This is a genomic window from Rheinheimera sp. KL1, assembly GCF_001275035.1.
GTDB lineage: Bacteria > Pseudomonadota > Gammaproteobacteria > Enterobacterales > Alteromonadaceae > Pararheinheimera > Pararheinheimera tangshanensis.
Map to the genome: position 1 here is coordinate 1 of NZ_LAMX01000036.1, position 25,000 is coordinate 25,000.

At 47.1% G+C, this 25,000-nt stretch carries 35 protein-coding genes and 1 rRNA gene (1 of these 36 cut by a window edge); 30 read left to right on the plus strand and 6 right to left on the minus strand.

The features are described from left to right. Window positions 1–294 precede the first annotated feature (294 nt). From WH43_RS18595 to rplQ, 29 genes are all read left to right on the plus strand, one after another. Window positions 295–2,034, plus strand: a complete 1,740-nt coding sequence (locus WH43_RS18595) for an acyl-CoA dehydrogenase family protein (RefSeq protein ID WP_053426058.1) — start codon at window positions 295–297, stop codon at window positions 2,032–2,034. A gap of 266 nt (window positions 2,035–2,300) precedes the next feature. Then, window positions 2,301–2,612 (plus strand): 30S ribosomal protein S10, encoded by a 312-nt coding sequence (gene rpsJ, locus WH43_RS18600; protein WP_008899121.1) that lies wholly within the window; start codon window positions 2,301–2,303, stop codon window positions 2,610–2,612. Window positions 2,613–2,641: 29 nt separating this feature from the next. Continuing rightward, window positions 2,642–3,280 (plus strand): 50S ribosomal protein L3, encoded by a 639-nt coding sequence (rplC, locus tag WH43_RS18605; protein ID WP_053426059.1) that lies wholly within the window; start codon window positions 2,642–2,644, stop codon window positions 3,278–3,280. A gap of 19 nt (window positions 3,281–3,299) precedes the next feature. After that, a complete protein-coding gene (gene rplD, locus WH43_RS18610; protein ID WP_008899119.1) occupies window positions 3,300–3,905 on the plus strand; it encodes a 50S ribosomal protein L4 in 606 nt (201 codons plus the stop codon). Beyond that, the gene (gene rplW / locus WH43_RS18615) at window positions 3,902–4,204 is read left to right on the plus strand and encodes a 50S ribosomal protein L23 (RefSeq protein WP_008899118.1); all 303 of its coding nucleotides are present in this window, start codon (window positions 3,902–3,904) and stop codon (window positions 4,202–4,204) included. The genes rplD and rplW overlap by 4 nt, the downstream gene beginning before the upstream one ends. 16 nt (window positions 4,205–4,220) lie before the next feature. Then, window positions 4,221–5,045, plus strand: coding sequence for a 50S ribosomal protein L2 (rplB, locus tag WH43_RS18620; RefSeq protein ID WP_053426060.1), 825 nt, complete (start codon window positions 4,221–4,223; stop codon window positions 5,043–5,045). Window positions 5,046–5,064: 19 nt separating this feature from the next. Beyond that, on the plus strand, window positions 5,065–5,343 hold the full coding sequence (gene rpsS / locus WH43_RS18625; RefSeq protein ID WP_053426061.1) for a 30S ribosomal protein S19: 279 nt from the start codon (window positions 5,065–5,067) through the stop codon (window positions 5,341–5,343). Between the two features lie 11 nt (window positions 5,344–5,354). Further along, window positions 5,355–5,687 (plus strand): 50S ribosomal protein L22, encoded by a 333-nt coding sequence (gene rplV / locus WH43_RS18630; protein ID WP_053426062.1) that lies wholly within the window; start codon window positions 5,355–5,357, stop codon window positions 5,685–5,687. A gap of 9 nt (window positions 5,688–5,696) precedes the next feature. Then, window positions 5,697–6,410 carry a 30S ribosomal protein S3 gene (gene rpsC / locus WH43_RS18635; RefSeq protein WP_053426063.1) on the plus strand — a complete coding sequence of 238 codons (714 nt, stop codon included), beginning with the start codon at window positions 5,697–5,699 and terminating at the stop codon, window positions 6,408–6,410. Window positions 6,411–6,422: 12 nt separating this feature from the next. Further along, window positions 6,423–6,836: a 50S ribosomal protein L16 gene (gene rplP / locus WH43_RS18640; protein ID WP_053426064.1), complete on the plus strand. Its 414-nt coding sequence runs from the start codon at window positions 6,423–6,425 to the stop codon at window positions 6,834–6,836. Continuing rightward, a complete protein-coding gene (rpmC, locus tag WH43_RS18645) occupies window positions 6,836–7,027 on the plus strand; it encodes a 50S ribosomal protein L29 (protein ID WP_008899112.1) in 192 nt (63 codons plus the stop codon). Before rplP ends, rpmC begins: the two co-directional genes overlap by 1 nt. Then, on the plus strand, window positions 7,027–7,281 hold the full coding sequence (gene rpsQ / locus WH43_RS18650) for a 30S ribosomal protein S17 (protein WP_053426065.1): 255 nt from the start codon (window positions 7,027–7,029) through the stop codon (window positions 7,279–7,281). Before rpmC ends, rpsQ begins: the two co-directional genes overlap by 1 nt. 175 nt (window positions 7,282–7,456) lie before the next feature. Then, the gene (gene rplN, locus WH43_RS18655; protein WP_053426066.1) at window positions 7,457–7,825 is read left to right on the plus strand and encodes a 50S ribosomal protein L14; all 369 of its coding nucleotides are present in this window, start codon (window positions 7,457–7,459) and stop codon (window positions 7,823–7,825) included. Window positions 7,826–7,834: 9 nt separating this feature from the next. Further along, complete coding sequence (gene rplX, locus WH43_RS18660; protein ID WP_053426067.1) at window positions 7,835–8,149, plus strand: 50S ribosomal protein L24; 315 nt, start codon at window positions 7,835–7,837, stop codon at window positions 8,147–8,149. A gap of 19 nt (window positions 8,150–8,168) precedes the next feature. Next, window positions 8,169–8,708, plus strand: coding sequence for a 50S ribosomal protein L5 (gene rplE, locus WH43_RS18665; RefSeq protein WP_053426068.1), 540 nt, complete (start codon window positions 8,169–8,171; stop codon window positions 8,706–8,708). 11 nt (window positions 8,709–8,719) lie between these two features. Beyond that, window positions 8,720–9,025 carry a 30S ribosomal protein S14 gene (rpsN, locus tag WH43_RS18670; RefSeq protein ID WP_053426069.1) on the plus strand — a complete coding sequence of 102 codons (306 nt, stop codon included), beginning with the start codon at window positions 8,720–8,722 and terminating at the stop codon, window positions 9,023–9,025. Between the two features lie 20 nt (window positions 9,026–9,045). Then, complete coding sequence (gene rpsH, locus WH43_RS18675; protein WP_053426070.1) at window positions 9,046–9,438, plus strand: 30S ribosomal protein S8; 393 nt, start codon at window positions 9,046–9,048, stop codon at window positions 9,436–9,438. 12 nt (window positions 9,439–9,450) lie between these two features. Continuing rightward, window positions 9,451–9,984 (plus strand): 50S ribosomal protein L6, encoded by a 534-nt coding sequence (gene rplF / locus WH43_RS18680; protein WP_053426071.1) that lies wholly within the window; start codon window positions 9,451–9,453, stop codon window positions 9,982–9,984. A 9-nt stretch (window positions 9,985–9,993) separates the two neighbouring features. Continuing rightward, window positions 9,994–10,344: a 50S ribosomal protein L18 gene (rplR, locus tag WH43_RS18685; protein WP_053426072.1), complete on the plus strand. Its 351-nt coding sequence runs from the start codon at window positions 9,994–9,996 to the stop codon at window positions 10,342–10,344. A 9-nt stretch (window positions 10,345–10,353) separates the two neighbouring features. Next, the gene (gene rpsE, locus WH43_RS18690; protein WP_008899103.1) at window positions 10,354–10,857 is read left to right on the plus strand and encodes a 30S ribosomal protein S5; all 504 of its coding nucleotides are present in this window, start codon (window positions 10,354–10,356) and stop codon (window positions 10,855–10,857) included. A gap of 6 nt (window positions 10,858–10,863) precedes the next feature. Next, window positions 10,864–11,046 (plus strand): 50S ribosomal protein L30, encoded by a 183-nt coding sequence (gene rpmD, locus WH43_RS18695; protein ID WP_053426073.1) that lies wholly within the window; start codon window positions 10,864–10,866, stop codon window positions 11,044–11,046. A gap of 3 nt (window positions 11,047–11,049) precedes the next feature. Continuing rightward, window positions 11,050–11,484, plus strand: coding sequence for a 50S ribosomal protein L15 (gene rplO, locus WH43_RS18700; RefSeq protein ID WP_053426074.1), 435 nt, complete (start codon window positions 11,050–11,052; stop codon window positions 11,482–11,484). 15 nt (window positions 11,485–11,499) lie between these two features. Beyond that, window positions 11,500–12,846 carry a preprotein translocase subunit SecY gene (secY, locus tag WH43_RS18705; protein ID WP_053426075.1) on the plus strand — a complete coding sequence of 449 codons (1,347 nt, stop codon included), beginning with the start codon at window positions 11,500–11,502 and terminating at the stop codon, window positions 12,844–12,846. A 3-nt stretch (window positions 12,847–12,849) separates the two neighbouring features. After that, complete coding sequence (rpmJ, locus tag WH43_RS19935; protein WP_082335860.1) at window positions 12,850–12,963, plus strand: 50S ribosomal protein L36; 114 nt, start codon at window positions 12,850–12,852, stop codon at window positions 12,961–12,963. A 135-nt stretch (window positions 12,964–13,098) separates the two neighbouring features. Continuing rightward, window positions 13,099–13,455, plus strand: coding sequence for a 30S ribosomal protein S13 (gene rpsM / locus WH43_RS18710; RefSeq protein WP_040555062.1), 357 nt, complete (start codon window positions 13,099–13,101; stop codon window positions 13,453–13,455). Window positions 13,456–13,468: 13 nt separating this feature from the next. Next, complete coding sequence (gene rpsK, locus WH43_RS18715) at window positions 13,469–13,858, plus strand: 30S ribosomal protein S11 (RefSeq protein ID WP_008899098.1); 390 nt, start codon at window positions 13,469–13,471, stop codon at window positions 13,856–13,858. 31 nt (window positions 13,859–13,889) lie between these two features. After that, the gene (gene rpsD, locus WH43_RS18720; RefSeq protein ID WP_053426076.1) at window positions 13,890–14,510 is read left to right on the plus strand and encodes a 30S ribosomal protein S4; all 621 of its coding nucleotides are present in this window, start codon (window positions 13,890–13,892) and stop codon (window positions 14,508–14,510) included. Window positions 14,511–14,537: 27 nt separating this feature from the next. After that, complete coding sequence (locus WH43_RS18725) at window positions 14,538–15,527, plus strand: DNA-directed RNA polymerase subunit alpha (RefSeq protein ID WP_031568298.1); 990 nt, start codon at window positions 14,538–14,540, stop codon at window positions 15,525–15,527. A 39-nt stretch (window positions 15,528–15,566) separates the two neighbouring features. Beyond that, window positions 15,567–15,971 carry a 50S ribosomal protein L17 gene (gene rplQ / locus WH43_RS18730; protein WP_008899095.1) on the plus strand — a complete coding sequence of 135 codons (405 nt, stop codon included), beginning with the start codon at window positions 15,567–15,569 and terminating at the stop codon, window positions 15,969–15,971. A gap of 565 nt (window positions 15,972–16,536) precedes the next feature. Here the strand turns inward: rplQ and WH43_RS18735 are convergent. The 6 genes from WH43_RS18735 to WH43_RS18760 form a co-directional block, all read right to left on the minus strand. Then, window positions 16,537–19,017, minus strand: a complete 2,481-nt coding sequence (locus WH43_RS18735) for an ABC transporter permease (protein ID WP_053426077.1) — start codon at window positions 19,015–19,017, stop codon at window positions 16,537–16,539. 1 nt (window position 19,018) lies between these two features. Next, the gene (locus WH43_RS18740) at window positions 19,019–19,252 is read right to left on the minus strand and encodes a hypothetical protein (protein WP_053426078.1); all 234 of its coding nucleotides are present in this window, start codon (window positions 19,250–19,252) and stop codon (window positions 19,019–19,021) included. 43 nt (window positions 19,253–19,295) lie between these two features. After that, the gene (locus WH43_RS18745; protein WP_053426079.1) at window positions 19,296–20,033 is read right to left on the minus strand and encodes an ABC transporter ATP-binding protein; all 738 of its coding nucleotides are present in this window, start codon (window positions 20,031–20,033) and stop codon (window positions 19,296–19,298) included. Window positions 20,034–20,057: 24 nt separating this feature from the next. Then, window positions 20,058–21,305 (minus strand): HlyD family secretion protein, encoded by a 1,248-nt coding sequence (locus WH43_RS18750; RefSeq protein ID WP_053426080.1) that lies wholly within the window; start codon window positions 21,303–21,305, stop codon window positions 20,058–20,060. Window positions 21,306–21,534: 229 nt separating this feature from the next. Then, window positions 21,535–22,800 (minus strand): sensor histidine kinase, encoded by a 1,266-nt coding sequence (locus WH43_RS18755; RefSeq protein ID WP_286050017.1) that lies wholly within the window; start codon window positions 22,798–22,800, stop codon window positions 21,535–21,537. Then, the gene (locus tag WH43_RS18760) at window positions 22,790–24,169 is read right to left on the minus strand and encodes a sigma-54-dependent transcriptional regulator (protein ID WP_053426082.1); all 1,380 of its coding nucleotides are present in this window, start codon (window positions 24,167–24,169) and stop codon (window positions 22,790–22,792) included. Before WH43_RS18760 ends, WH43_RS18755 begins: the two co-directional genes overlap by 11 nt. A gap of 563 nt (window positions 24,170–24,732) precedes the next feature. On the opposite strand from WH43_RS18760, the gene WH43_RS18765 reads away from it, so the two are divergent. Beyond that, window positions 24,733–25,000: ribosomal RNA gene (locus WH43_RS18765) — 16S ribosomal RNA — on the plus strand (it continues 1,255 nt past the right edge of the window).

Sequence of the window (25,000 nt, forward strand, 5' to 3'; positions counted from 1 at the left end):
TAAAGTACTGGCTTAATTGTCAGAACTTTGAAAAAGGCCCTTCGGGGCCTTTTTTTATTGATTCCAATCCATGGAATCAACCCTGCCGGGCCATCGTCGCTGCGCTCCGATGTTAAAAATTGTTCCAGACAATTTTTTATTTCCCCATTGTAGTAAATGAAATGCTGTCGTCACGCCACGTATACAAACCAAATCAGGATCTCTGTCAGTAATTCAAACGTTTGTTTGAATTTGCTTGATGAACATGCTAGAACTAACTCATCCGACCATTAGGGTTTTTCAAGGAGAGTTATTGTGAGTCACTATCAGGCGCCGCTGGCCGATATGTCGTTTCAACTATTTGATGTCTGGCAAGTTCAACAATTCTGGCAGCAACAAACTGAGTTAGCTGAGCTGATTGATACCGATACTGCCGCTGCCATTCTGGAAGAAGCTGCAAAAATTACTGCCGAAAAAATCGCACCTTTAGCCGCAGCTGCTGATGAACAAGGTGTTTCTTGTGTGTCAGGTGTAGTGACTACTCCCACTCATTATAAAGAATGTTATCAGTTACTATGCGAAGGCGGCTGGACTGGTTTGTCCGGCGACCCCGAATATGGTGGTATGGGCATGCCGAAAAGCTTGTCAGGTTTGTACGACGAGATGATGTGTAGTGCTGATATCGCCTTCTCTTTATACCCAGGCCTCACTGCAGGCGCGTGCGTAGCTTTATTACAACATGCCGATGAAGCAACTAAAGCTTTGTATCTGCCAAAGTTATACAGCGGCGAATGGTCCGGTACTATGTGTTTGACCGAATCACATGCCGGTTCTGACTTAGGTATTATGCGCACAAAAGCTGAACCAGCTGGTGATGGCAGCTACCGGATCAGTGGCGAGAAAATCTTTATCACAGCAGGTGAGCACGATTTAACGGACAACATCATTCATTTGGTGCTAGCTAAGTTACCGGATGCACCAGCTGGCAGCCGTGGTATTTCTTTATTTCTGGTGCCCAAGTTTAAAGTAGATGCAAGCGGAAATCTGGGGCAGCGTAATAGCCTGATTTGTAGTTCAGTTGAACATAAGATGGGTATTCATGGTTCGGCCACTTGTGTGATGAATTTTGATGGCGCTGAAGGTTACCTGATTGGTGAGCCGCATAAAGGCCTGGCTTGTATGTTCACCATGATGAACTATGAACGTCTGGCTATGGGTAGTCAGGGTTTAGGTGCAGCGGAGCGCGCTTACCAGAATGCACTTGCTTATTCTAATGATCGGCTGCAAGGCAGAACAGCGACTAAAGATGGTAATAAAGCCGATCCTATTATTGGCCACCCTGACGTCAAACGTATGTTGCTGAATATCAGCAGTATCAATGAAGCGGGCAGGACCTTTAGCGTTTATGTTGGGCACCTATTGGATCAGGCGAAATTTGCACAAGATGCCAAGGCTCAGGCCCGAGCCAATTTGTTAACGCCTGTGACGAAAGCCTTTATGACGGACAGAGGCTTGGATGCTTGCGTAACCGCGCAACAGGTATTTGGTGGCCACGGTTATATCCGTGAGTGGGGCATGGAGCAGTTAGTGCGTGATGTTCGTATTGCGCAAATCTATGAAGGTACCAACGGTATACAAGCCGCTGACTTTATGTTGCGTAAAGTAGCATCGGATCAAGGCGCAGTGTTGTTCGATCTGATACGTGAATTGTCGGTAGGCTTAGCTGGTTCAGCGAGCAAACAAATCAATGCTGCTGCGCAGCGTTTTGAATCAGCAACACTTTCCTTATTAGAGAGGGCTAAAGCTCAACCTGAACTTTTATCCTGGATCGCAAATGACTATCTGGATTTAACTGGTTATCTGCTTTATGCCTTTATGTGGGACAAGATGGAAGCCTCGCTGGATAGCGCAAAGCATGCTGAGGATTTTATAAAGTCTAAACAGCTGAAAGCTAAGTTTTACTACAGCAGAGTATTACCCCGTATCGAGAGTCTGTTCAGCTTGATTGAGCAGTTCCCTGCAGAGTTGTCATCCGCAGAACCAAAGCTGTTCTGACTACTTTTAGTTCTTTAGCTGATCATAAAATTGCCCCTGCTGTTTAATTATTCAGCAGGGGTTGTCTTTCTCCATCAGTTGAGTATAATGCGCGGCCAGCCATAACTTTGGCAGGCGGGTTAACCAGCAATTGAATTGGTTAACGACAACAGTGCTCCCGATTGGGGAGCAAACGTTACATTGGTGCAGGGGCATTCTTCCATCTAGCGATGGGTCAGAAAGCTTCTGTTTTATTTTGCTCTTTTTGCTCTTTGAGGCTTTGGTTTATGAGTAATCAAAGGATTCGCATCCGTCTGAAAGCGTTCGATCACCGTTTGATCGATCAGTCAACTATGGAAATCGTTGACACAGCTAAGCGTACGGGCGCGCAGGTTCGTGGTCCTATCCCACTTCCGACTCGCCAGGAACGTTTCACTGTATTGATTTCTCCTCACGTGAATAAAGATGCACGTGACCAGTACGAAATCCGTACCCACAAGCGTTTAATCGACATCGTTGAACCAACAGAAAAGACTGTTGATGCTCTGATGCGTTTAGATCTGCCTGCTGGCGTTGACGTTCAAATCAGCCTGGGCTAATCAGACAGGTTTTTAGAGAGGTTTAGGATATGGCTATCGGTCTAATCGGTCGTAAAGTGGGAATGACCCGCATCTTCACTGAAGATGGCGTATCAATTCCAGTAACCGTAATCGAAGCAACACCAAACCGCGTTACTGCCATTAAAACGCAAGACGTTCATGGCTATAGCGCACTGCAAGTGACTGCTGGCACAGTGAAGGCTTCTCGCCTGAACAAGCCAGAAGCTGGTCAGTTTGCAAAAGCTGGTGTCGAAGCTGGTCGTGGTCTGTGGGAATTCCGCCTGCAGGATAACGAAGGTGCTGACATCGCTGTTGGTAGCGAGATTACTGTTGAAGTTTTCGCAGAGACGAAAAAAGTTGATGTCGTTGGCACATCAAAAGGTAAAGGTTTTGCCGGTACTGTTAAGCGCTGGAATTTCCGTACTCAGGATGCTACGCACGGTAACTCTTTATCTCACCGTGTACCAGGTTCTATTGGTCAAAACCAATCACCAGGTAAAGTATTCAAAGGTAAAAAAATGGCCGGACACATGGGTGCTGAGCGTGTAACAGTCCAATCTTTGGAAGTTGTACGTGTAGACGCAGCTCGCAACATCCTGTTAGTGAAGGGCGCTGTCCCTGGTGCTATCGGTGGTGATGTGATTGTTAAACCTGCGGTCAAAGGCTAACGTCTGGAGGAGATGAGTGATGGAATTAGCATTAAGAGACGCTAAAGGCGTTCTTGAAGTTTCCGAAGCTACCTTTGGACGTGAGTTCAACGAAGCATTGGTACACCAGGTAGTAGTTGCTTACGCAGCTGGTGCCCGTCAAGGTACACGTGCTCAACTGACACGTTCAGAAGTACGCGGTGGCGGTAAGAAGCCATGGCGCCAGAAGGGTACAGGTCGTGCCCGTGCTGGTACAATCCGTAGCCCAATATGGCGTGGCGGTGGTGTGACGTTTGCGGCTAAGCCACAAGATCACAGCCAAAAAGTAAACAGAAAGATGTATCGTGGCGCGATCATGAGCATTTTGTCTGAATTAGTTCGTCAAGAACGTTTAATCGTAGTTGAAAACTTTGTTGTTGAAACTCCGAAAACGAAAGAACTAACAGCTAAGTTAAAAGCGATGGAACTGAAAGACGTTTTAATCGTGACTGACGAAGTTGACGAAAACCTGTTCTTATCAGCACGCAACCTGTACAAGGTTGACGTACGTGATGTTCACGGTATCGACCCAGTCAGCTTAATCGCCTTCGACAAAGTTGTCATGACTGCTGCTGCAGTTAAGCAAATCGAGGAGATGTTAGCATGATCCGTGAAGAACGTTTACTGAAAGTGATTCTGGCTCCGCACGTGTCTGAAAAGAGCACAATTGCGGCAGAAACCAACAACACTATCGTGTTCAAGGTAGCTACTACTGCTACTAAAGCTGACATCAAAGCTGCTGTTCAAAAATTATTTGAAGTAGAAGTTGTTGGTGTTCGCACTGTTAATGTTAAGGGCAAGACTAAGCGCACTGGTATGCGTACTGGTCAGCGTAGCGATTGGAAAAAAGCTTACGTGACTCTTAAAGAAGGCAGCGAACTTGATTTTGTTGGCGGCGCTGAGTAATTAGAGGAGTTAGGAAATGGCACTTGTTAAGTGTAAACCTACGTCACCTGGTCGTCGTCACGTCTTAAAAGTCGTGAACCCAGACCTGTACAAAGGCAAGCCATACGCACCTTTGTTAGAGAAGAATACTAAAACTGGTGGTCGTAACAACCACGGTCGTATTACTACTCGCCATATCGGTGGTGGTCATAAGCAACACTACCGTCTGGTTGATTTCAAACGTAATAAAGATGGTATCCCAGCTAAAGTTGAGCGCCTGGAATACGATCCAAACCGTACTGCTAACATCGCTCTGGTGTTATACGCAGACGGCGAGCGTCGTTACATCCTGGCCCCAAAAGGCTTAAAAGCGGGCGATACAGTACAGTCAGGCTTAGATTCACCAATTAAATCTGGTAATACTATGCCACTGCGCAACATCCCAGTGGGCCAAATCGTCCACAACGTCGAATTGAAGCCTGGTAAAGGCGGCCAATTAATGCGTTCAGCTGGTGCATTCGCCCAGATCCTGGCGCGTGACGGCGCGTACGTAACTCTGCGTTTACGCAGCGGTGAAATGCGCAAAGTTCTGGCTGACTGCCGTGCAACTATCGGCGAAATCGGCAACGCCGAACACATGCTGCGTCAATACGGTAAAGCCGGTGCGATGCGTTGGCGCGGGATCCGCCCAACAGTGCGTGGTGTGGTAATGAACCCGGTAGACCACCCTCACGGTGGTGGTGAAGGTAAAACTTCTGGTGGCCGTCATCCGGTTACACCATGGGGCGTACCGACCAAAGGTTACAAAACCCGTTCGAACAAGCGTACTGACAAGTTCATTGTCCGTCGTCGTGACAAATAATTTAATGTGAGGAATTGCCATGCCACGTTCTCTCAAGAAAGGTCCATTTATCGACCTTCACTTGTTGAAGAAGGTAGAGAAAGCGTTGGAAAGCGGTGACAAGAAGCCTATTAAGACTTGGAGCCGTCGTTCAATGATCATTCCACAAATGATCGGTTTGACCATCGCTGTCCATAATGGTCGTCAGCATGTACCAGTACTTGTCTCAGAAGAGATGGTCGGTCACAAGTTAGGTGAGTTCTCACCTACTCGTACTTACCGTGGTCACGCAGCCGACAAAAAGGCCAAGAAGCGCTAAGGGGTAAATAAATGGAAGCATTAGCTAAACACAAATTTGCCCGTTCTTCTGCACAGAAAGCTCGTTTGGTCGCTGACCAAATCCGCGGCCTGTCAGTTGATAAGGCGTTGAATGTTTTAACTTACAGCCCGAAAAAAGCGGCTGAGTTAGTTAAAAAGGTTCTTTTATCAGCCATTGCGAACGCAGAACACAACGAAGGTGCCGATATCGACACTTTAAAAGTGAAAACTGTGTTTGTTGACGAAGGTCCGTCAATGAAGCGGATTAAGCCACGTGCTAAAGGCCGTGCTGACCGTATCGTCAAGCGTACCAGCCACATTACTGTGGTTGTAGCTGATAACTAGGAGTGAGAAATGGGACAGAAAGTACATCCTAATGGTATTCGCCTAGGTATCACTAAGCCTTGGAGCTCAACCTGGTACGCGAATACAAAAGACTTCCCGGACTTCCTGGTTGGTGACTTTAAAGTTCGTCAGTATCTGACAAAAGAACTGAAAGCCGCTTCAGTAAGCCGGATCGATATTGAACGTCCTGCGAAAAGCATCCGTGTGACTATTCACACTGCTCGTCCAGGCGTGATCATCGGTAAAAAAGGTGAAGACGTTGAGAAACTGCGCAAAGCCGTAGCGACTATCGCTGGTGTGCCTGCACAGATCAATATCTCTGAAATCCGTAAGCCGGAATTAGATGCCAAATTAGTTGCTGATTCAATCAGCAGCCAGCTGGAACGTCGTGTTATGTTCCGTCGCGCTATGAAGCGTGCGGTACAAAATGCAATGCGTTTAGGCGCTAAAGGTATCAAAGTTCAGGTCAGCGGCCGTTTAGGCGGTGCTGAGATTGCTCGTGATGAATGGTATCGTGAAGGCCGTGTGCCACTGCACACTCTGCGTGCTGATATCGATTACTCAACATCAGAAGCTTTAACTACTTACGGTATCATTGGTGTGAAAGTTTGGATTTTCAAAGGCGAGATCTTAGGAGCTCTGCCATTGAACAACAACGCGAACGCCAACAACGACAAACAGCCTAAGGCGCCGAAAAAACCGGCTCCGCGCAAGGCTAAGTAGGAGTATTGAGCGATGTTGCAACCAAAACGTACTAAATTTCGTAAAGTGCACAAAGGACGTAACCGTGGCATGGCGCTGGTAGGCGACAAAGTCAGTTTCGGTACTTATGCACTTAAAGCAACTGAACGTGGTCAAATGACTTCACGTCAAATTGAATCTGCACGTCGTGCCATGACTCGTGCCGTTAAACGTGTTGGTAAAATCTGGATCCGCGTGTTCCCGGACAAGCCAATGACGGAAAAACCACTCGAAGTTCGTATGGGTAGTGGTAAAGGTAGCGTGGAATATTGGGTTTGTCAGATTAAACCTGGCAAAGTCCTTTATGAAATGGACGGTGTGTCGGAAGAGCTGGCTCGTCATGCATTTGCATTGGCTTCAGCCAAACTTCCATTTAAGACAACCTTTGTAACGCGGACGGTATTGTAATGAAAGCAAGCGAACTGAAAGTAAAAAGCGTTGAAGAGTTAAACGCTGAATTACTGGGCTTATTACGTGAGCAGTTTAACCTGCGCATGCAAGCAGCTACAGGTCAGCTGGCTCAGACTCATTTGTTAAAGCAAGTGCGTCGCGATATCGCGCGTGTTAAGACTATCTTAACCGAGAAGGCAGGTGCCTAATGAGCGAAAAAAACACCCGTACCCTGCAAGGTAAAGTGATCAGCAACAAAATGGATAAGTCTATTACTGTTGCTATCGAACGTCACGTGAAGCACCCAATCTATGGGAAATTCATTACACGTACTACCAAACTGCACGTACATGATGAAACAAATCAGTGTAAAGAAGGCGACATCGTGACTATTCGCGAATGCCGTCCTCTGTCCAAGACGAAGTCATGGACTCTGGTTTCTGTCGTCGAATCTGCATCTTAATGATTAAGATGTAAGCGAAAACGGCCCTTCGGGGCCGTTTTTTTCTCGTTTGACTAAAGGCTACCATTTGTACAAAAGTGCTGTTATAATCACGCGCCCTTTTGTTGGGGGTAGTTTATAGTCGAAAGCAGCGTAACCCGAGAGGGTTATAGTAGTGGAATAGCGGAGCACTAAGATGATCCAGATGCAATCTATGCTGGAAGTCGCAGACAACAGCGGCGCGCGCAGCGTAATGTGTATTAAGGTCTTAGGTGGTTCGCATCGCCGTTATGCAGCAATTGGTGACGTTATCAAGATCACCGTTAAGGAAGCAATTCCTCGCGGTAAGGTCAAAAAAGGTGACGTTCTGAATGCTGTGGTGGTGCGTACACGCAAAGGCGTACGTCGTCAGGACGGGTCATTAATCCGTTTTGATCGCAATGCAGCGGTGTTATTAAACGCCAAGCTGGAACCGATCGGTACACGTATTTTTGGACCGGTAACGCGCGAACTTCGTGGCGATAAGTTCATGAAGATCGTATCCCTGGCCCCAGAAGTACTGTAAGGAGTCACAATGGCTAATAAAATCCGTCGTGATGATGAGGTTATTGTTCTTACTGGTAAGGACAAAGGCAAAACTGGCAAGGTTCTGAAAGTTTTAGTAGCTGAAGGCCGTGTTTATGTTTCTGGCGTTAATTTCGTTAAGAAGCACCAGAAGCCAATCCCAGCGTTGAACACCCCAGGTGGCATCGTTGAGAAAGAAGCCTCAATTCACGTTTCAAATGTAGCGATCTTCAATCCAAAAACTGGAAAGGCTGATCGTGTAGGTTTCCGTTTTGAAGATGGCAAAAAAGTTCGCTTCTTCAAATCGAATAACGAAGTAATTTAATTGCTATTGGAGTAATACGATGGCGAAACTGCATGAAATTTATAAAGACACCGTAGTTCCAGAGCTGTTTAAACAGTTCGGCTACACGAGCGTCATGCAAGTCCCTCGGATTGTTAAAATCACACTGAACATGGGTGTGGGTGAAGCAGTAGCTGATAAGAAGATCCTTGAGAACGCAGTAGCAGATTTAACTGCTATCTCTGGCCAAAAGCCATTGGTGACCAAGGCTCGTAAATCAGTAGCTGGTTTCAAAATCCGTGAAGGCTACCCTATTGGTGCAAAAGTGACCCTGCGTGGCGAACGTATGTGGGATTTCTTCGAGCGTTTAGTATCTATTGCTATTCCTCGTATCCGCGACTTCCGCGGTGTGAATCCTAAGTCGTTTGACGGCCGTGGTAACTACAGCATGGGCGTTCGTGAGCAAATTATATTCCCTGAAATCGATTACGATAAAGTAGATGCGGTACGTGGTTTAGATATCACTATCACTACTACAGCTCGTACTGATGATGAAGGGCGTGCATTACTTGCCGCGTTTAACTTCCCATTCAAGAAATAAGGTGTAGGGTCATGGCAAAACAATCAATGAAAGCGCGCGAAGCAAAGCGTGCGGTACTGGTAGCCAAATACGCTGAGCAACGTCATGCACTGAGAGATCTGATTGCAAATCCGGCGACTTCTGACGAAGACCGTTGGGCAGCAGTTCTGAAGTTGCAGTCGTTACCGCGTGATTCAAGCCCTTCGCGTCAACGTAATCGTTGTCGTGTAACAGGTCGTCCTCACGGTTATCTTCGTAAATTTGGCATGAGCCGGATCAAGGTACGTGAAGCAGCGATGCGCGGTGAAATTCCTGGCCTTCGTAAGGCTAGCTGGTAAGAATCACGGGAGTAACAGCTATGAGCATGCAAGATCCAGTAGCGGATATGTTTACTCGCATCCGCAACGGCCAAGCTGCCAAAAAGTTTGCGGTTAAGATGCCATCTTCAAAATTGAAGGTTGCCATCGCGAAAGTATTAAAAGACGAAGGTTACATCGAAGATTTCGTTGTATCTGCTGATGTTAAGGCAGAGCTGGAAGTTACGTTAAAGTATTTCCAGGGCAAATCAGTAATTGAAACTATCGATCGTGTTAGCCGTCCAGGTCTGCGTATCTATAAGAAACGCGGCGAGTTACCAAAAGTAATGGGTGGTTTAGGTGTGGCTATCGTGTCTACATCTAAAGGGCTAATGACTGACCGTGCCGCGCGCAAGGTTGGTATCGGTGGTGAAATCATCGGCTATGTAGCGTAACGGAGGGTAACTATGTCTCGTGTTGCTAAGGCCCCCGTCACGGTTCCTGCAGGTGTAACAATTACACTGAATGGCCAAAACCTGACAGTAAAGGGTAAAAATGGCGAGTTAACGTTGAACGTTAACCCTGCAGTCGAAGTTGTTGTTGAAGGTAACGTACTGCGTACGACTCCTCGCGATGGCATCGCAAACGCTGACGCACAAGCGGGTACCGCTCGCGCGTTGATCAACAATTTAGTGATTGGTGTGACCGAAGGTTACACTCAAAAGCTGGAATTAGTTGGTGTTGGTTACCGTGCAAAAGCAGAAGGCAAAGTGTTAAACCTGAGCCTGGGCTTTTCTCACCCTGTTGCGTTCGAAGTACCAGCTGGTATTACGATCGAAACACCTTCTCAAACAGAAGTGTTGGTGAAAGGTTCTGACAAGCAATTAGTTGGTCAAGTTGCTGCAAACATCCGCGCGTACCGTAAACCAGAGCCTTATAAAGGTAAAGGTGTTCGCTACGCTAACGAAAACGTGCGTCGTAAAGAAGCGAAGAAAAAGTAGGGTAGGACGATGGATAAGAAACTTGCTCGTCTGCGCCGCGCTAAACGCGTTCGCAGAACAATTATCGAACAAGGTGCGAACCGCCTGGTTGTACATCGTACACCACGTCACATTTACGCCCAGCTTATCGCACCAAATGCTGAAGTGATTGTTGCTGCTTCCACTGTTGAAGCATCAATCCGTGAATCATTGAAGTACACCGGTAATATCGACGCTGCTAAAGCTGTAGGTAAAGCGATTGCTGAACGTGCAGTGGCTAAAGGCATCAGTAAATGTGCTTTTGACCGTAGCGGTTTCCAGTATCACGGTCGTGTGCAAGCATTAGCTGATGCGGCGCGTGAAGCCGGTCTTCAATTCTAGGAGTAGATCATGGCTAACGTAGAAGCTAAACAACAATCTGATTTACAAGAGAAGCTGGTTGCTGTTAACCGTGTTTCCAAAGTTGTTAAAGGTGGCCGGATTTTCTCCTTCACCGCTTTAACAGTTGTGGGTGACGGTAATGGTCGTATCGGTTTCGGTTACGGTAAAGCGCGTGAAGTACCAGCTGCTATTCAAAAAGCAATGGAAAAAGCTCGTCGTAACATGACTCAAGTTGAGTTAAACGGTAACACTCTTCACCACCCGGTTAAAGGTATCCACGCTGGTTCCAACGTGTATATGCAGCCGGCGTCTGAAGGTACTGGTATCATCGCCGGTGGTGCAATGCGCGCAGTGTTAGAAGTAGCAGGTGTACAGAACGTTCTGTCTAAGTGCTACGGCTCAACCAACCCAATCAACGTAGTTCGCGCTACTATCAACGCCCTGTCTGCGATCAAATCGCCAGCTCAGGTTGCTGCGAAGCGTGGCTTACGCGTTGACGACATTCTGGGGTAATTTGCCATGTCTAAAAAGACTGTTACAGTAACCCAAACTAAGTCAAGCATCGGTCGTTTACCGAAGCACAAAGCGACTTTAGTAGGTTTAGGCTTACGCCGTATTGGTCACACTGTCACACTGGAAGATACACCTTCAGTGCGCGGTATGATCAACACTGTGTATTACATGGTTAAAGTGGAGGAGTAATAAATGTTTTTAAATACGTTATCTCCTGCACCAGGTGCTAAAAAAGAGAAACGCCGTTTAGGTCGTGGTATCGGTTCTGGCTTAGGCAAGACTGGTGGTCGTGGTCATAAAGGTTTGAAATCTCGCTCAGGCGGTAAAGTACGTCCAGGTTTCGAAGGCGGTCAAATGCCTCTGAAACAACGTCTGCCTAAGTTCGGTTTTACATCACGCAAAGGCTTAGTATCTGCTGAAGTTCGTTTACACGAGCTGGCAGCTGTAGCTGGTGATGTAGCTGATTTAGCAAGCCTGATGGAAGCTAATATCATTTCTCGTACCGTGAAATTCGCTAAAGTTGTGTTGTCTGGTGAGATTACTCGTCCAGTCACAGTTAAAGGCTTAAGCGTAACTAAAGGTGCGCGTGCTGCGATTGAAGCCGCTGGCGGCAAAGTCGAAGAATAATAAGGATAGTACGCGATGGCAAAACCAGGTTCGGATACAAAAAGTGCAAAAGGCGGCTTCAGCGAGCTGAAAGCCCGTCTGTTGTTCGTACTTTTGGCCATAATCGTTTTTCGATTAGGCTCATTTGTGCCAATTCCTGGAATTGACGCCGCCGTGCTGGCTCAATTATTCGAGCAACAAAAAGGCACCATCGTTGAAATGTTTAACATGTTCAGCGGTGGCGCCCTTGAGCGTGCATCTGTATTTGCACTTGGCATTATGCCTTATATTTCTGCTTCTATAATTGTTCAGCTGTTAACCGTGGTTCATCCCACGCTGGCTGAATTGAAGAAGGAAGGCGAGGCAGGCAAGCGTAAAATCAATCAGTATACACGTTACGGTACCTTAGGATTGGCAATAGTCCAGGCAATCGGTATCTCTACCGGTTTGCCAAACCTGATGCCCGGTTTAGTAGTAAACCCAGGTTTAGGTTTTACAATCACTGCTGTGATCAGTTTGGTCACCGGTACCATGTTTTTAATGTGGTTAGGTGAGCAAATTACTGAACGTGGTATTGGTAATGGTATTTCGTTGCTGATTTTCACCGGTATTGTTGCTGGCTTCCCGTCTGCCATTGGTCAGACGATTGAGCAGGCACGTCAAGGCGATTTGCACTTTTTGCTTTTATTAGCGATTGGAGCCATTGTTGTGGCTGTTACTTGGTTCGTAGTTTTCTTCGAACGCGGTCAACGTCGCATTGTGGTTAATTACGCCAAACGCCAACAAGGCCGTCAGGTATTTGCTGCTCAAAGCAGTCACTTACCTCTGAAGGTCAATATGGCTGGTGTAATACCACCAATCTTTGCTTCAAGCATAATCCTGTTCCCTGGTACAATTGCCAGCTGGTTTGGGTCAGGCGAAGGTATGGTTGCTAACTTCCTACAGGAAGTGGCGTTAACCTTATCTCCGGGTCAGCCGCTGTATATGGTTTTATATGCTGCTGCGATCATCTTTTTCTGTTTCTTCTATACTGCGTTGGTATTTAACCCACGTGATACAGCAGACAACCTGAAAAAGTCTGGTGCCTTCATCCCTGGTATTCGTCCTGGTGAGCAGACATCTAAATACATTGATAAAGTAATGACACGTTTAACCTTAGCTGGCGCGGCGTATATCACCTTTATCTGTTTGGTTCCTGAGTTCATGATGGTTGCATGGAATGTGCAATTCTACTTCGGCGGTACATCTTTACTGATTATCGTAGTGGTTATTATGGACTTTATGGCACAGGTACAAACCCATCTGATGTCTCATCAGTATGAGTCTGTACTTAAAAAGGCAAATCTTAAGGCTACGGCCGTTAAGGTAATTTTGCGGAGTTAAGTCATGAAAGTACGAGCTTCCGTTAAGAAGATCTGCCGTAACTGCAAAGTTATCAAGCGCAACAATGTTGTGCGTGTAATTTGTGTAGAGCCTAAGCACAAGCAACGTCAAGGCTAACAGCAGAAAAAATTATAGGTCAGGGCTAGGCTTTTTAGTCTAGCCCCGACTTATTGTTGCAATATGGCCGCCGTTTGAGTATCCTTACGGGCTTTTCAAATCGGCACCCTTTTAATCTTTTATAGGAGAACGTTAGTGGCCCGTATCGCTGGCATTAACATCCCCGATAATAAACATGCTGTCATCTCTTTGACGTATGTTTTTGGTATCGGTAAAACCCGCTCAAAAGCTATCTTAGCTGCAGTGGGTATTGAAGAAACTCGCAAAATCTCTTCTTTGTCTGACGCAGAGCTTGACTCTCTTCGTGACGAAGTAGGTAAGTACACTGTAGAAGGTGACTTACGTCGTGAGATTACATTAAACATCAAGCGTTTAATGGACCTGGGTTGTTACCGTGGTTTACGCCACCGTCGTAGTCTGCCTGTTCGTGGTCAGCGCACTAAAACTAATGCGCGTACCCGCAAGGGCCCACGCAAAGCTATTAAGAAATAGGACGGGGTAAAACATGGCTAAAGCACCAGTTCGTACTCGTAAAAGAGTAAAAAAGCAAGTTTCTGACGGTATGGCTCATATCCATGCCTCTTTCAACAACACCATAGTCACGATCACCGATCGCCAGGGTAACGCTCTTTGCTGGGCAACTGCTGGTGGTTCAGGTTTCCGTGGTTCGCGTAAGTCTACGCCGTTTGCTGCACAGGTTGCTGCTGAACGTGCTGGTACTGCCGCGTTAGAATATGGTCTGAAGAACCTTGAAGTGTTTGTAAACGGTCCAGGTCCAGGCCGCGAATCAGCGATTCGTGCTCTGAATGCAGCTGGTTACCGCATTACGAATATCACCGACGTGACGCCAATTCCACACAATGGTTGCCGTCCACCGAAAAAACGTCGCGTGTAATAAGCGCTTCTAGGATTATTGGAGAAAGAAGATGGCAAGATATTTGGGTCCTAAGCTCAAGTTAAGTCGTCGCGAAGGTACAGATCTGTTCCTGAAAAGCGGCGTTAGAGCAATTGATTCAAAGTGTAATTTAACTACTGCTCCTGGTCAGCACGGCGCTCGTCGCGGTCGTTTATCAGACTACGGTTTACAATTACGCGAAAAACAAAAAGTACGTCGTATTTATGGCGTATTAGAGAAGCAGTTCCGTAACTATTACAAAGAAGCTGCTCGTTTGAAAGGTAACACTGGCGAAAACTTACTTCAGTTACTTGAAGGCCGTTTAGACAACGTGGTTTATCGCATGGGTCTGGCTAGCACGCGTGCAGAAGCACGTCAGTTAGTAAGCCACAAAGCTATTATGGTTAATGGCGCTGTGGTAAACATCCCATCTTACGCTGTGTCACCTGATCAAGTGATCGCCGTTCGTGAGAAAGCGAAGAAGCAAGCGCGTATCGTTGCTGCTTTAGAGATTTCTGAACAACGCGAAAAACCAACTTGGATCGAAGTAGACACCAAGAAGATGGAAGGCGTTTTCAAACGTGTTCCAGAGCGTTCAGACTTGTCTGCTGACATCAACGAACAGTTAATCGTCGAGCTTTACTCTAAGTAGTAAGGCGTTTTCTTAAGAGAGGATAAAATGCAGGGTTCTGTCACCGAATTCCTTAAGCCGAGATTAGTTGGTATCGAAAAAATCAACCCAACTCGTGCCAAAGTTACTTTGGAACCACTTGAGCGCGGTTTCGGGCATACCTTGGGCAACGCGTTGCGTCGTATTTTACTTTCGTCTATGCCAGGTTGTGCAGTGACCGAAGTGGAGATCGACGGCGTTCTTCATGAGTACAGCGCCAAAGAAGGTGTTCAGGAAGATATCATTGATATTTTACTGAACCTGAAAGGTTTAGCCGTCCGCCTGGAAGACAAAGACGAAGTCACTCTGACTTTAACTAAGAAAGGTGCTGGCCCTGTAACTGCTGGTGATATCCAGCGTGGTGACGGTGTAGTGATCGTTAACCCAGAGCACGTAATATGCAACCTGACTGGTGAAACTGAATTCAGTATGCGCCTGAAAGTTCAACGTGGTCGTGGTTATGTTCCTGCTTCGGCCCGCGTATCCTCAGAGGATGACGAACGTCCAATTGGTCGTCTGTTACTGGACGCATCTTTCAGCCCGGTAGAGCGTATTGCCTACTCAGTTGAAGCTGCTCGTGTAGAACAGCGTACTGACCTGGACAAGCTAGTTATCGACATGGAAACCAATGGCACAGTAGAGCCAGAGGAAGCAATTCGTCGTGCTGCGACTATTTTGGCTGAACAGCTGGAATTCTTCGTAGAATTACGCGACAAGAGCGAACCAGAAAAACGTGAAGAGAAACCGGAGTTCGATCCGATTCTGTTACGTCCAGTTGATGATTTAGAGTTAACAGTTCGTTCTGCTAACTGCTTAAAAGCAGAGCAGATACAGTACATCGGTGATCTGGTACAACGTACCGAGGTTGAGTTGTTGAAGACTCCTAACCTGGGTAAAAAGTCGCTTACCGAAATCAAAGACGTGTTGGCTTCACGCGGTTTATCTTTAGGCATGCGCCTGGAAAACTGGCCGCCAGCAAGTTTGGTAAATAAAGACTAACCAGATTCCAGTTCCTGGTTTAGTAAGAAGGAATAGATCATGCGCCATCGCAAGAGTGGTCGTCAGTTAAACCGGAACAGCAGTCACCGTACTGCAATGTTCCGCAACATGGCTAGCTCGTTGGTGAAGCACGAAATCATCAAAACGACTCTGCCAAAAGCAAAAGAGTTACGTCGCGTAATCGAGCCTCTGATTACACTGGCGAAAAATGATAGCGTTGCAAACCGCCGTTTAGCTTTTGCTCGTACACGTGATAAAGAAGTAGTTGGTTTGTTATTTAACGTGTTAGGTCCACGTTATAACGCCCGTCCAGGTGGTTACACTCGTATTCTGAAGTGTGGCTTCCGTGCTGGCGACAACGCACCAATGGCTTACATCGAGTTAGTAGACCGTCCAGAAGTGGCCGGTGCTGCATTACCAGCTGAAGAAACAGCAGCTGAGTAAGTAAGACTCCAAATAAAAAGGCCAGCGTAAGCTGGCCTTTTTTTTGTCCAAATTTAGTGGCTGATACAAATGCACCCTTAAATGAAAGCCTATTTATTCGTGGTAAAAAGAGTGCATACCCTGTTTGTCCCTCAATCGCCTTCGATTAATCTTGCTCTTGCCCGTTTCTGAACATCTGGTTGATCAGCGTTTTACCAGGCGCATTTATAGTTAATATGTCAAAGCATGACTAACAAACCGATTGCAATAAGAGCGCTTAAAGCGCGATAGCCAAGCTCCTGCAAACAAGGGAACGGACCAACTTACCCGAACTTTGATGACAAGCCTGCGCAGCTGCAACCATAATAATAATGCTGGAATGGCTTATAGTGAAAACGCAGTGTGAGATTGGCGAAACAGAAGAGCTGGGCGTATACCCAGCGCAATTCGGATGGTCAAGAGTCGTTATAGTGTCATGGAGCGATCGAACCCAACGCGCGTAGCGTCAGGCCGAACGCCGGAATAGTGGTCAGAACAGAGCGCTGTCAACGGCTTAGCCGCTGTCTGTAGACGGTGCTACTGCATGTTATTGTCCTCGTAATGCATAATTAGCAGGTTTGCGGATAATGCCCCACACCGACAATAACGATGTCAGTAGCGTTAACAGCACTATCAGCGCAAGAGGCAGGACAAAACCGCCAGCTGACAGTTCCACTGTGAACATTGTGTGTCGCAGACCAAGCCAGAGGATAGCCAGCAGCACTGCCGCCACTGCTAAACCAGCACAAACAGGTTTCAGATTTTCGCTCAGCAATTGGCGAACAATAGTCGTTGGACGAGCGCCAAGGGCCATTCGCACACCTAATTCAAAACGACGCTGTTGCACGCTGTAACTCAGCACGCCATAAATACCGATAGCAGCGAGTAGGAAGCTCAGCAGCACCAGTGTGGTCGTGGTAGCAGCTGTCAGATAGTTACGTAGTCGCACCTTGTCGATGTTATCTTCAATGCTATAGATATTAGCTGCCCTATAGTTGGCGGAGATCTGCGCCATTGCCTGGTTGATGGCGGTTTTGTCAATCTGCATACCTGGTTTGAGTTGTAATTGCAGATTGGCTGTAGTGCCAAGGTTGCGGGTTAAGTAACTGCGGCCTGTCTCATGCGGTGACCAGAGATCCGGCAACTGATGATTCTGGCTTACACCTATAATTTCAAATGCGAGACTGCCATCCGGTGAATAAAGCCGCTGGCCAACCACGTCACCATCCGGTCGCAGCTGCAGTGCCAGTGCCTGGTTAATGATCACCACCAGTGCTTGTGAGCTGATTTCCTGTGCTGTGAAGTTGCGACCTTGCACTAACTTGATATCAAACAGCGGCAAATAATACTGATCGGTATACACCGCCCGGCTGAATAGCAGTTGAGTCGGGCTATCTGGCGAAGCTATAAAACTTGCCGAACCATAATAACCATCAAAAGAAATCGGTGGATAATTGCTGACTGAGGCTGTCTGTACCGCCGGATGTTGTAGCAGAATATCACGCACCTGCATCAGCTCGTCCTTTTGTTGACGATACACTGCGCGTCGTTGCTCTAGTGGCAAGCTGGGATCCGGTACTGGTGTCGTATCGTCAATGGTAACTTGATAGCGATCACTGCTGGTAAAACCTACTTGCTGGCGCAGTTGTTGTAACGACTGCAGCAGCACCTGTGCGCTACAAATGAGCAGCAGGCCGGCCAGCATCACCTGAGCGCCAATCAACAACTGCCGTGTTCGGCCGCTGATCTGCACGCCATTGCCTTTGCCGCTGCTTTGTAGGTTTTGTTGCAGCGCCTGGTAGTTGATTTGCCTGCTGATCAAGGTCGCAAATCCAATAGCCAGCAGCAGACTGACCAAGAGTGCAAAAGCCAAAGTGGGCCAGTCCATACCCAGCTCGCTTAGTCGCGGCAGAGTGGTACCCGCATAAGCCCATAACAACGCATAAGCACCTTCGGCTACAACAAAAGCGACCAGCAGCGCTGCTGTTAGTAACCAAGTGAGTTCAGCCAATACTGCGCCCAATAGGTGGTGTCGCTGCGCTCCGAGTGCAGCCTGAATACTCATGCTGCGTTGCTGGCGGGCGGCGTGGGACAATAATAAGTTGGTAATATTAGCAGCAGCGATCAGCACTAACAGCACACTACCGATCAGCATCGACAGCGTGGCTTTGCTGCTATCTCCGTCCATCATTTGCCGCAATGGTTCGGCATGAAAGCGTGCAGTGCGCCCAGCCTGAGCTGGAATTGCTGCAACTGCCTCCTGAAATTTTTGCTGAATTTGTGGCCTTAACTCCTGCTCGAACGCCTGAAGTAAGCTGGCATCTTTCAGTTTCGCCAAATAAAAGTGAGCTCCGCTGATATCACCAGGGCTAGCATTTGCGCCAGGAGCATAATCCCAAGGTAACCAGATATCATTTTTGCGTGCCGGACCTGTCAGCGCGGGCTCCTGAAAAGTAGCTGCAATAATGCCTATGACTCTAAATGACTGATTGCCTATCTGTACGGTTCGACCCAAAGTGTTTGGATCCGCCTGATAGTGTTCGCGCCAGATCTTTTCACTAAGCAAGGCTACAGGTTGATGACTACCTACATCTTCATCTGCGCTGAATGCCCTGCCATGTAACAGCGGCATTTGGAACATCCGCATATAACCTGGCGTTGTGTAGGCAATCTGGACTTGGGGGCTATTTGCCAGATCCCGCAGTGTCATACCTACGTAAGAAAAGCTAAAAAGTGCCTGATCGCTTAAAAGCTCTGAGGGCTTGGGATAAAGCTGTCGGAATATACCGACCGGCAGCACGCGTGGGTACATTACAGATCCGTCTTTTTCCAGCCAGGCTGTGCTACCAACCACAAGCTGGTCTTCGTCCGCATAAGGCAGAGGTGCCGCTAAGATCTGATAATTCAGATTAAACATGGCAACCAATGAACCTAGTGCTAATCCTAGCGTCAGTACCACAGTGGCGGCATACCCTTTGGCTTTGCTAAGCCTGTAAAGCGCAGTAGAGAAGTCTTTGCTGGAAATCATCTTATTGTCCTTGTGCCGGAGATATCCGACCGGCATTGATTTGTCTTTGGTTCTGTTCCAGCAGTGAAACCAACAGTGCAAAAACCAGCAGACATACTAATTGTAAAAAACCGAATGCCAATAACAGCCAGCTGCTTTGTAATGGCCAGACACTTCGTAAGGCAGGCAACAAATTCAGTAAACTGACCAATAGGCTTAAGCTAATACCGCATGTAAAAAGTCGGCTGAGTTGCATCTTTCACTCCTTTTTTGTCGGCTTGTGCCGCTCAATAGCACGGTTACTGAGCTGCAACCTGGCGTAAAGCTGGGGGTTGCTGCTGGACTGGTGTACCGTCACTATCCAGAATGCGCCCATCCAATAAATACAGTTTGCGGCTGGCCATATCGGCATAACGTGGGTCGTGCGTTACCATGCATAGGGTCGTGCCCTTGTTATTCAGCTCACACAACATATCCATTACGGCGTCGCCATTTCTGGAGTCGAGGTTACCAGTGGGCTCATCGACTAAGAGTAAAGCCGGGTTTCCCACCAAAGCACGGGCTATCGCAATACGTTGCTGCTGCCCACCGGATAACTGGTTCGGTCTATGGCCTGCTCTGTGCGCCATATCTACGATTTTGAGGCAAGTCATCACACGTTCTTCAATTTGAGCTTTGGTAACAGATGGGTGACGATAGCGCAGCGGCAGGGCTATGTTGTCGAATACAGTCAGCTCATCTATCAAGTTAAAAGACTGAAAAATAAAACCTATTTTCTCATTACGAATAAAAGCCGCTTCGCTTAGGCTTAAGCCGCTGACTTCTTTGCCTTCGATCTGATAGCTACCGCTACTAGGCATATCCAGTAAGCCAAGCAAAGACAATAGAGTCGATTTACCACAACCAGATGGACCACAAATGGAGACGAAATCGCCAGAGTTGATTGTTAGGTCTATGCCCCTTAAGGCATGGGTTTCCATTTCATCTGTGGCAAAAATTTTGGTGATGCCTTGCATCAGAATAGTGGGGTGCTGCATAAAAGTTCCTTTGCTAATTAGTAGTTAACGAACAACGCTGATCCTGTCGGCGTCCTGAAATCCGGTCATGTCCGACAGGACGAATTGCTCGCCCTCTAAGGCGCCTTGTTGTAGTTGTAAAAAACGTCCGGCTTCGTCGCCAAACTGTATCGTAGTGGCGGATAACGTAGCGGTTTTTGGATCCAGCTTAAACAATTGCGTTTGGCTATGGCTTTGGCCATTCACCGGGCGTTCCAGATATAAAGTATTGGTTAGTTCAGCGGTAAAAATCTGTGCATCTATATTCAGTTCTGGGCGGGCGGAGGCGGGGACTGCATCTACAAAAGTGAGCTCAACTTCTATAGTGCCTTCCACAACTTGAGGGGTCACCCTGCTAACCACTGCATCCGCTTGTTCACGTCTGGTGTTAATTCGGGCTTTTTGACCTGGCCGGATTTGCTCGGCTTTACTCTGAGATACCCGAACGAGTGCTAATAAGTCTTTATCGCTGCCTACCAAAGCTAGTTCTTGTCCTGCAGTTACACTTTGTCCAAGTTCAACCGGGACGCGCTGTAGAACGCCTTCAATACCTGCGCGCACTGTCAATTGTTCAAAACGCTGCTTTAAACGTTGCTCGCGGGCTATGGCCTGATTGAGTTGTTCTTGCGAAATAGTCAAAGCCTCCTGATTGACCAGCTTCAGTTGCTCCAGTCGCTGCTTTTGCAACTCAACCTGCTTTTCCAGTTGAGACTTTTCCAGCACTGTGGCCTGAAAACTCAATTGTGAAACTATGCCTTGAGCTGCCATTTCAGCTTCAGCGCTGTGACGTAATACCAGCATTTGATAACGCGCATCTAACTCGGCAAAGCGACCTTCTTCGGTCAGAATGTCCCGCTGGTTGTTTAAATGTTGGCGACGGAAATTGGCATGCTCTTGTGCTGTGGCCATGCTAGCTGTTTCGAGCTGTTGCATCAGATCTGGATCACTCAATCGCAGTATGATGGAATCAGCTTGAACCACAGCCCCCGCTTTTAATACCACTTCTTCTACCGTGGCTGGCGCTAAAGCGCTGATCAGTTTTTGCTTATCTGAGCGCAGTACGCCATAACCATCCACTGTCACTTGCAGATCGCCACGCTTGACAGTGCCCAGTAATAAACCGGATTGCGCCACTTTGTATTGAGACGATGGAGAGGCGAATAAGGTCCCCATCAGAACTAAAGCAGTCAGAGCGGTCAAAACTAACACTGGTTTTTTCCAGAGTGCAGGAGTTTTTTCTCGTTTGATATCCATACTGATTTTTTGCCTTGTATCTGATCATTGAATTCAAGCCAAGCTAGATCGAATGGTGACAGTGAGGGTGTGTATGTCGATATAGCTAAACCTTTATTAAATCAGCAAAGGATGTGCCAAAGGTTAAGTTGCTAATTCAAATAGATATTTTTATTAATAACAGAGATGAGTTGTGAGGAGCGTCCGAATTCGGACGATCTGATTCCGGAACCGGACGCTTTTATAGAAATTAACTTTGTGGCAGCAGTATGGTGGCGCATGCTCCTGTTGTACCATCAGTTCTGTTGTTCAGAACTAATTCTCCGCCCAACTGTTCAATGATCTGCCTGCATAAAGCCAAACCTATACCTTGACCTTGTGGTTTAGTGCTGTAAAAAGGCACAAACAAATCCTGCTGATTAGTCAAGCCAGTGCCTTTGTCCAAAAGCTGAATTTCAAGACGCTGGTTTCGTAGACTGAAATTCAGTTGAATGGTGCCAGCAGGACTTTTTGCTTCAATAGCGTTCTTGATCAAATTAATGAGTACCTGCTGTAACAGCATCAGATCACTGTTAAATACCAGATCTGTACCCTTCGCCTGGAGCTGATGTTGCTGAAAGAGCAGTTGCAAAGAGTAAAACAGCTGGCTGGCATTGATCTGCTGGTGCTGGATCCGCAGTTCTTTATTCAGTTCTGCATAACGGCTGACAAACTCTTGTAAATGCTGGCTACGCTCACGGATGATACCCAGTGCTTCGTGCTCCCGACCCGCTGGTAGTTTATGTTGTAAATACTCGGATAAACTTTGTACTGGTGTCAGCGAATTATGAATTTCATGACTCAGAACCCGGATTAACTGCTGCCAGGCCTGTAACTGAGTTTCCCGTAGCGCAGCCTGAATATTGATAAACACTAACAATTGGTGGCGCTGGCCTTGATCCAGGAAACGACTCTGGCGGATCTGCCACTGGTTTGCTTTTTCTTTATTAACAAAGTTCCAGTGTGGTGAGGCATTCAAGCCGAGGCTTTGTGCTGAAGCATGGCGCATGCTTTGCCAGGGACGATCAAACAATTGGCTGAATTCGTTATTGGCATAACTGAGTTGTTGTTTGTGATCAAATACCAGAATGGGTGTGTTTAACTGATCAATCAGTCGGTAGAGCAAAAATTGCTGTTCATCAAAATAACTTTTTCGCTGTTGTAACTGCTCACTGAGTTGTTGTAGCTGGCATTGTAACTGTGCAGCAATGCCGGCACGAAAAACCGCTTTAGCCTGCAAACCATAATCCTGATTTTGCATGGCTTCCAACTGCACACTGGTACGACGAAAGGCTGCGATAGTCTGTTGTCTGGCGCGATACTGCCATCTGTTAATCACAATAAAAGCACAGCCACTGCATAGCCAGACCCACCAATAGCTCCAGATCCAACAAATCAGCAGAGCCAGCCCAAAACTAATGAAAGCGATGAGCTGAGATTGTCTGTTACTTTGCGTTTCTATACTGTCAGACTTCAAGACCATACCTTTCTAACCTGCGGTACAAAGAGGATTTAGTGATACCCAGTTTTTCAGCGGTTTTTTGTTTGTTGCCCTGGCAAAGTTGCAGTGCCTGATGGATCAAAGCCAGTTCAGCTTGCTCCAGTGTCATCATGGGCAGGGACGTTGCTTGAGTCGTCAGTATGGGTTGCGGCTCTGGTAAGGTTAATTCTTGTAGTGAGATCTCTTTGCTTTGGCTTAACAACACGGCGCGTTCGATCAGGTGGCTCAGTTCTCTGATATTGCCAGGCCACTGATACTGCTGTAATCGGCTTAAGGCGCTGTGATGTATCGTCAAATCTAGTTTATGGTAGCGCTGGCCATGTTTTTGTAGGAAAAATTGACACAGCGGAGCAATATCTTCAGGTCTTTCACGTAGCGCAGGGATACGAAATTCCAGTGTATTCAACCTGTAATACAAATCCTGCCTGAAATGGCCCTGCTGGATTAACACGGAAAAGTCAGCATTAGTTGCGGCGATCAAACGCAGATCACTTTGTTCAGTTTGACTGGATCCAATAGCTTCGTAGTGGCCAGACTCCAACACTCGTAACAACTTAGCTTGTTGTGCCAGTGGAAGGCAGGCAATTTCATCCAGAAATAAGGTACCACCTTTGGCCAGACTAAAACGCCCGGTCCGAGCTTCTTTAGCATCGGTAAAGGCGCCCTTTTTATGACCAAAGAGTTCGCTTTCAAACAGAGATTCAGGGATAGCAGCCATATTCACTGAAATCAAAGGGCCGTTTGCACGCGCAGAATGTTGGTGTAGCCACTGGGCTAACTGGCTTTTGCCTGTGCCATTTTCGCCGGTCAGCAGGATATTTGCCTCTGTAGCTGCTACGGTTTGTAACTGCTGCATCAGTGTCAACATCTGACTGCTGCGCCAAACGAACTCAATCTTTGGTGTCACAAGCTGCTGGTGCAGGGCTTTATTCTGTCGTGTCAAAGTAGACAACTTGAGTTGTTGCTGCAGAATCTGTTGAAGTCGCTGGTTGTTCCACGGCTTTTCAATAAAATCAGCAGCACCTGCCTGCATGGCTTGGACTACTAATTGAGTATTGGACCAAGCTGTCATGGCTACTACGGGAATGTCATACTCCTGTTGCTGCAGATAACGTAACAAGCGCAATCCCTCTTCGCCTGAAGTTGTATCGAGTTGAAAATTCATATCCAACAAAATCAGATCAGGGAGTTGGTGTTGCAACCAATCGCGGGCTTGTACCGGGTTTTCCAGCTCTTCAACTCGATAGCCTAGATCTTCCAGCACAAAACGGGCTGCAAGTCTGACTTCACGATTATCTTCTATCAGCAGGATCAAGGGCTGATAGTCCGGGCGCTTCTGCACCATCTGTTCGTTCTCCATCTTCTTCTATATAGAGTAGGGCTCTATAGCTGAGTTCAGCTTTTTGCTTCATTACATCTGCGGCACTATAGCAAAAGCAGTAGCAAAAAAGATGCCGTGGCTAAAACAGGATCTTTTGTGGCCTTTCTCTGATGGCTTGATCGTTCGGATCCGGCCGAGGATCCGTTTTTTTAAACAAATTTTGTACGGGAAATAAGCATAAAAACCGGATTAGGTTAAAAACTAAGCGGTCGAACAGCTTTTCTTAAAAAAGATCTTGCGGCTTAATCAGAGATCTCTATAATGCGCTCCATCGACAGCGAAGACGGTTTCCAAAGCGAAATAGTTTGTAGCGAAAGATTCTGAAAGACGTTGATTATAAACGACTTTCGCTTCATAAGTGAAGCACTGCTCTTTAACAATAAGCAATCAATCATCTGTGTGGGCACTCACGGTTTAGATTCTGCAGCGAGCAATCGCACAAAGAATAACTATCAGTGAAGTGACTTACATAGAAATATGTTTTAAGTCAGTGATACTGAGCAGCTACTTCGGTAGCAATTAAACTTTAATTGAAGAGTTTGATCATGGCTCAGATTGAACGCTGGCGGCAGGCCTAACACATGCAAGTCGAGCGGGGTTTTCGGACCTAGCGGCGGACGGGTGAGTAATGCGTAGGAAGCTGCCCGATAGAGGGGGATACCAGTTGGAAACGACTGTTAATACCGCATAATGTCTACGGACCAAAGTGTGGGACCTTCGGGCCACATGCTATCGGATGCGCCTACGTGGGATTAGCTAGTTGGTGAGGTAATGGCTCACCAAGGCGACGATCTC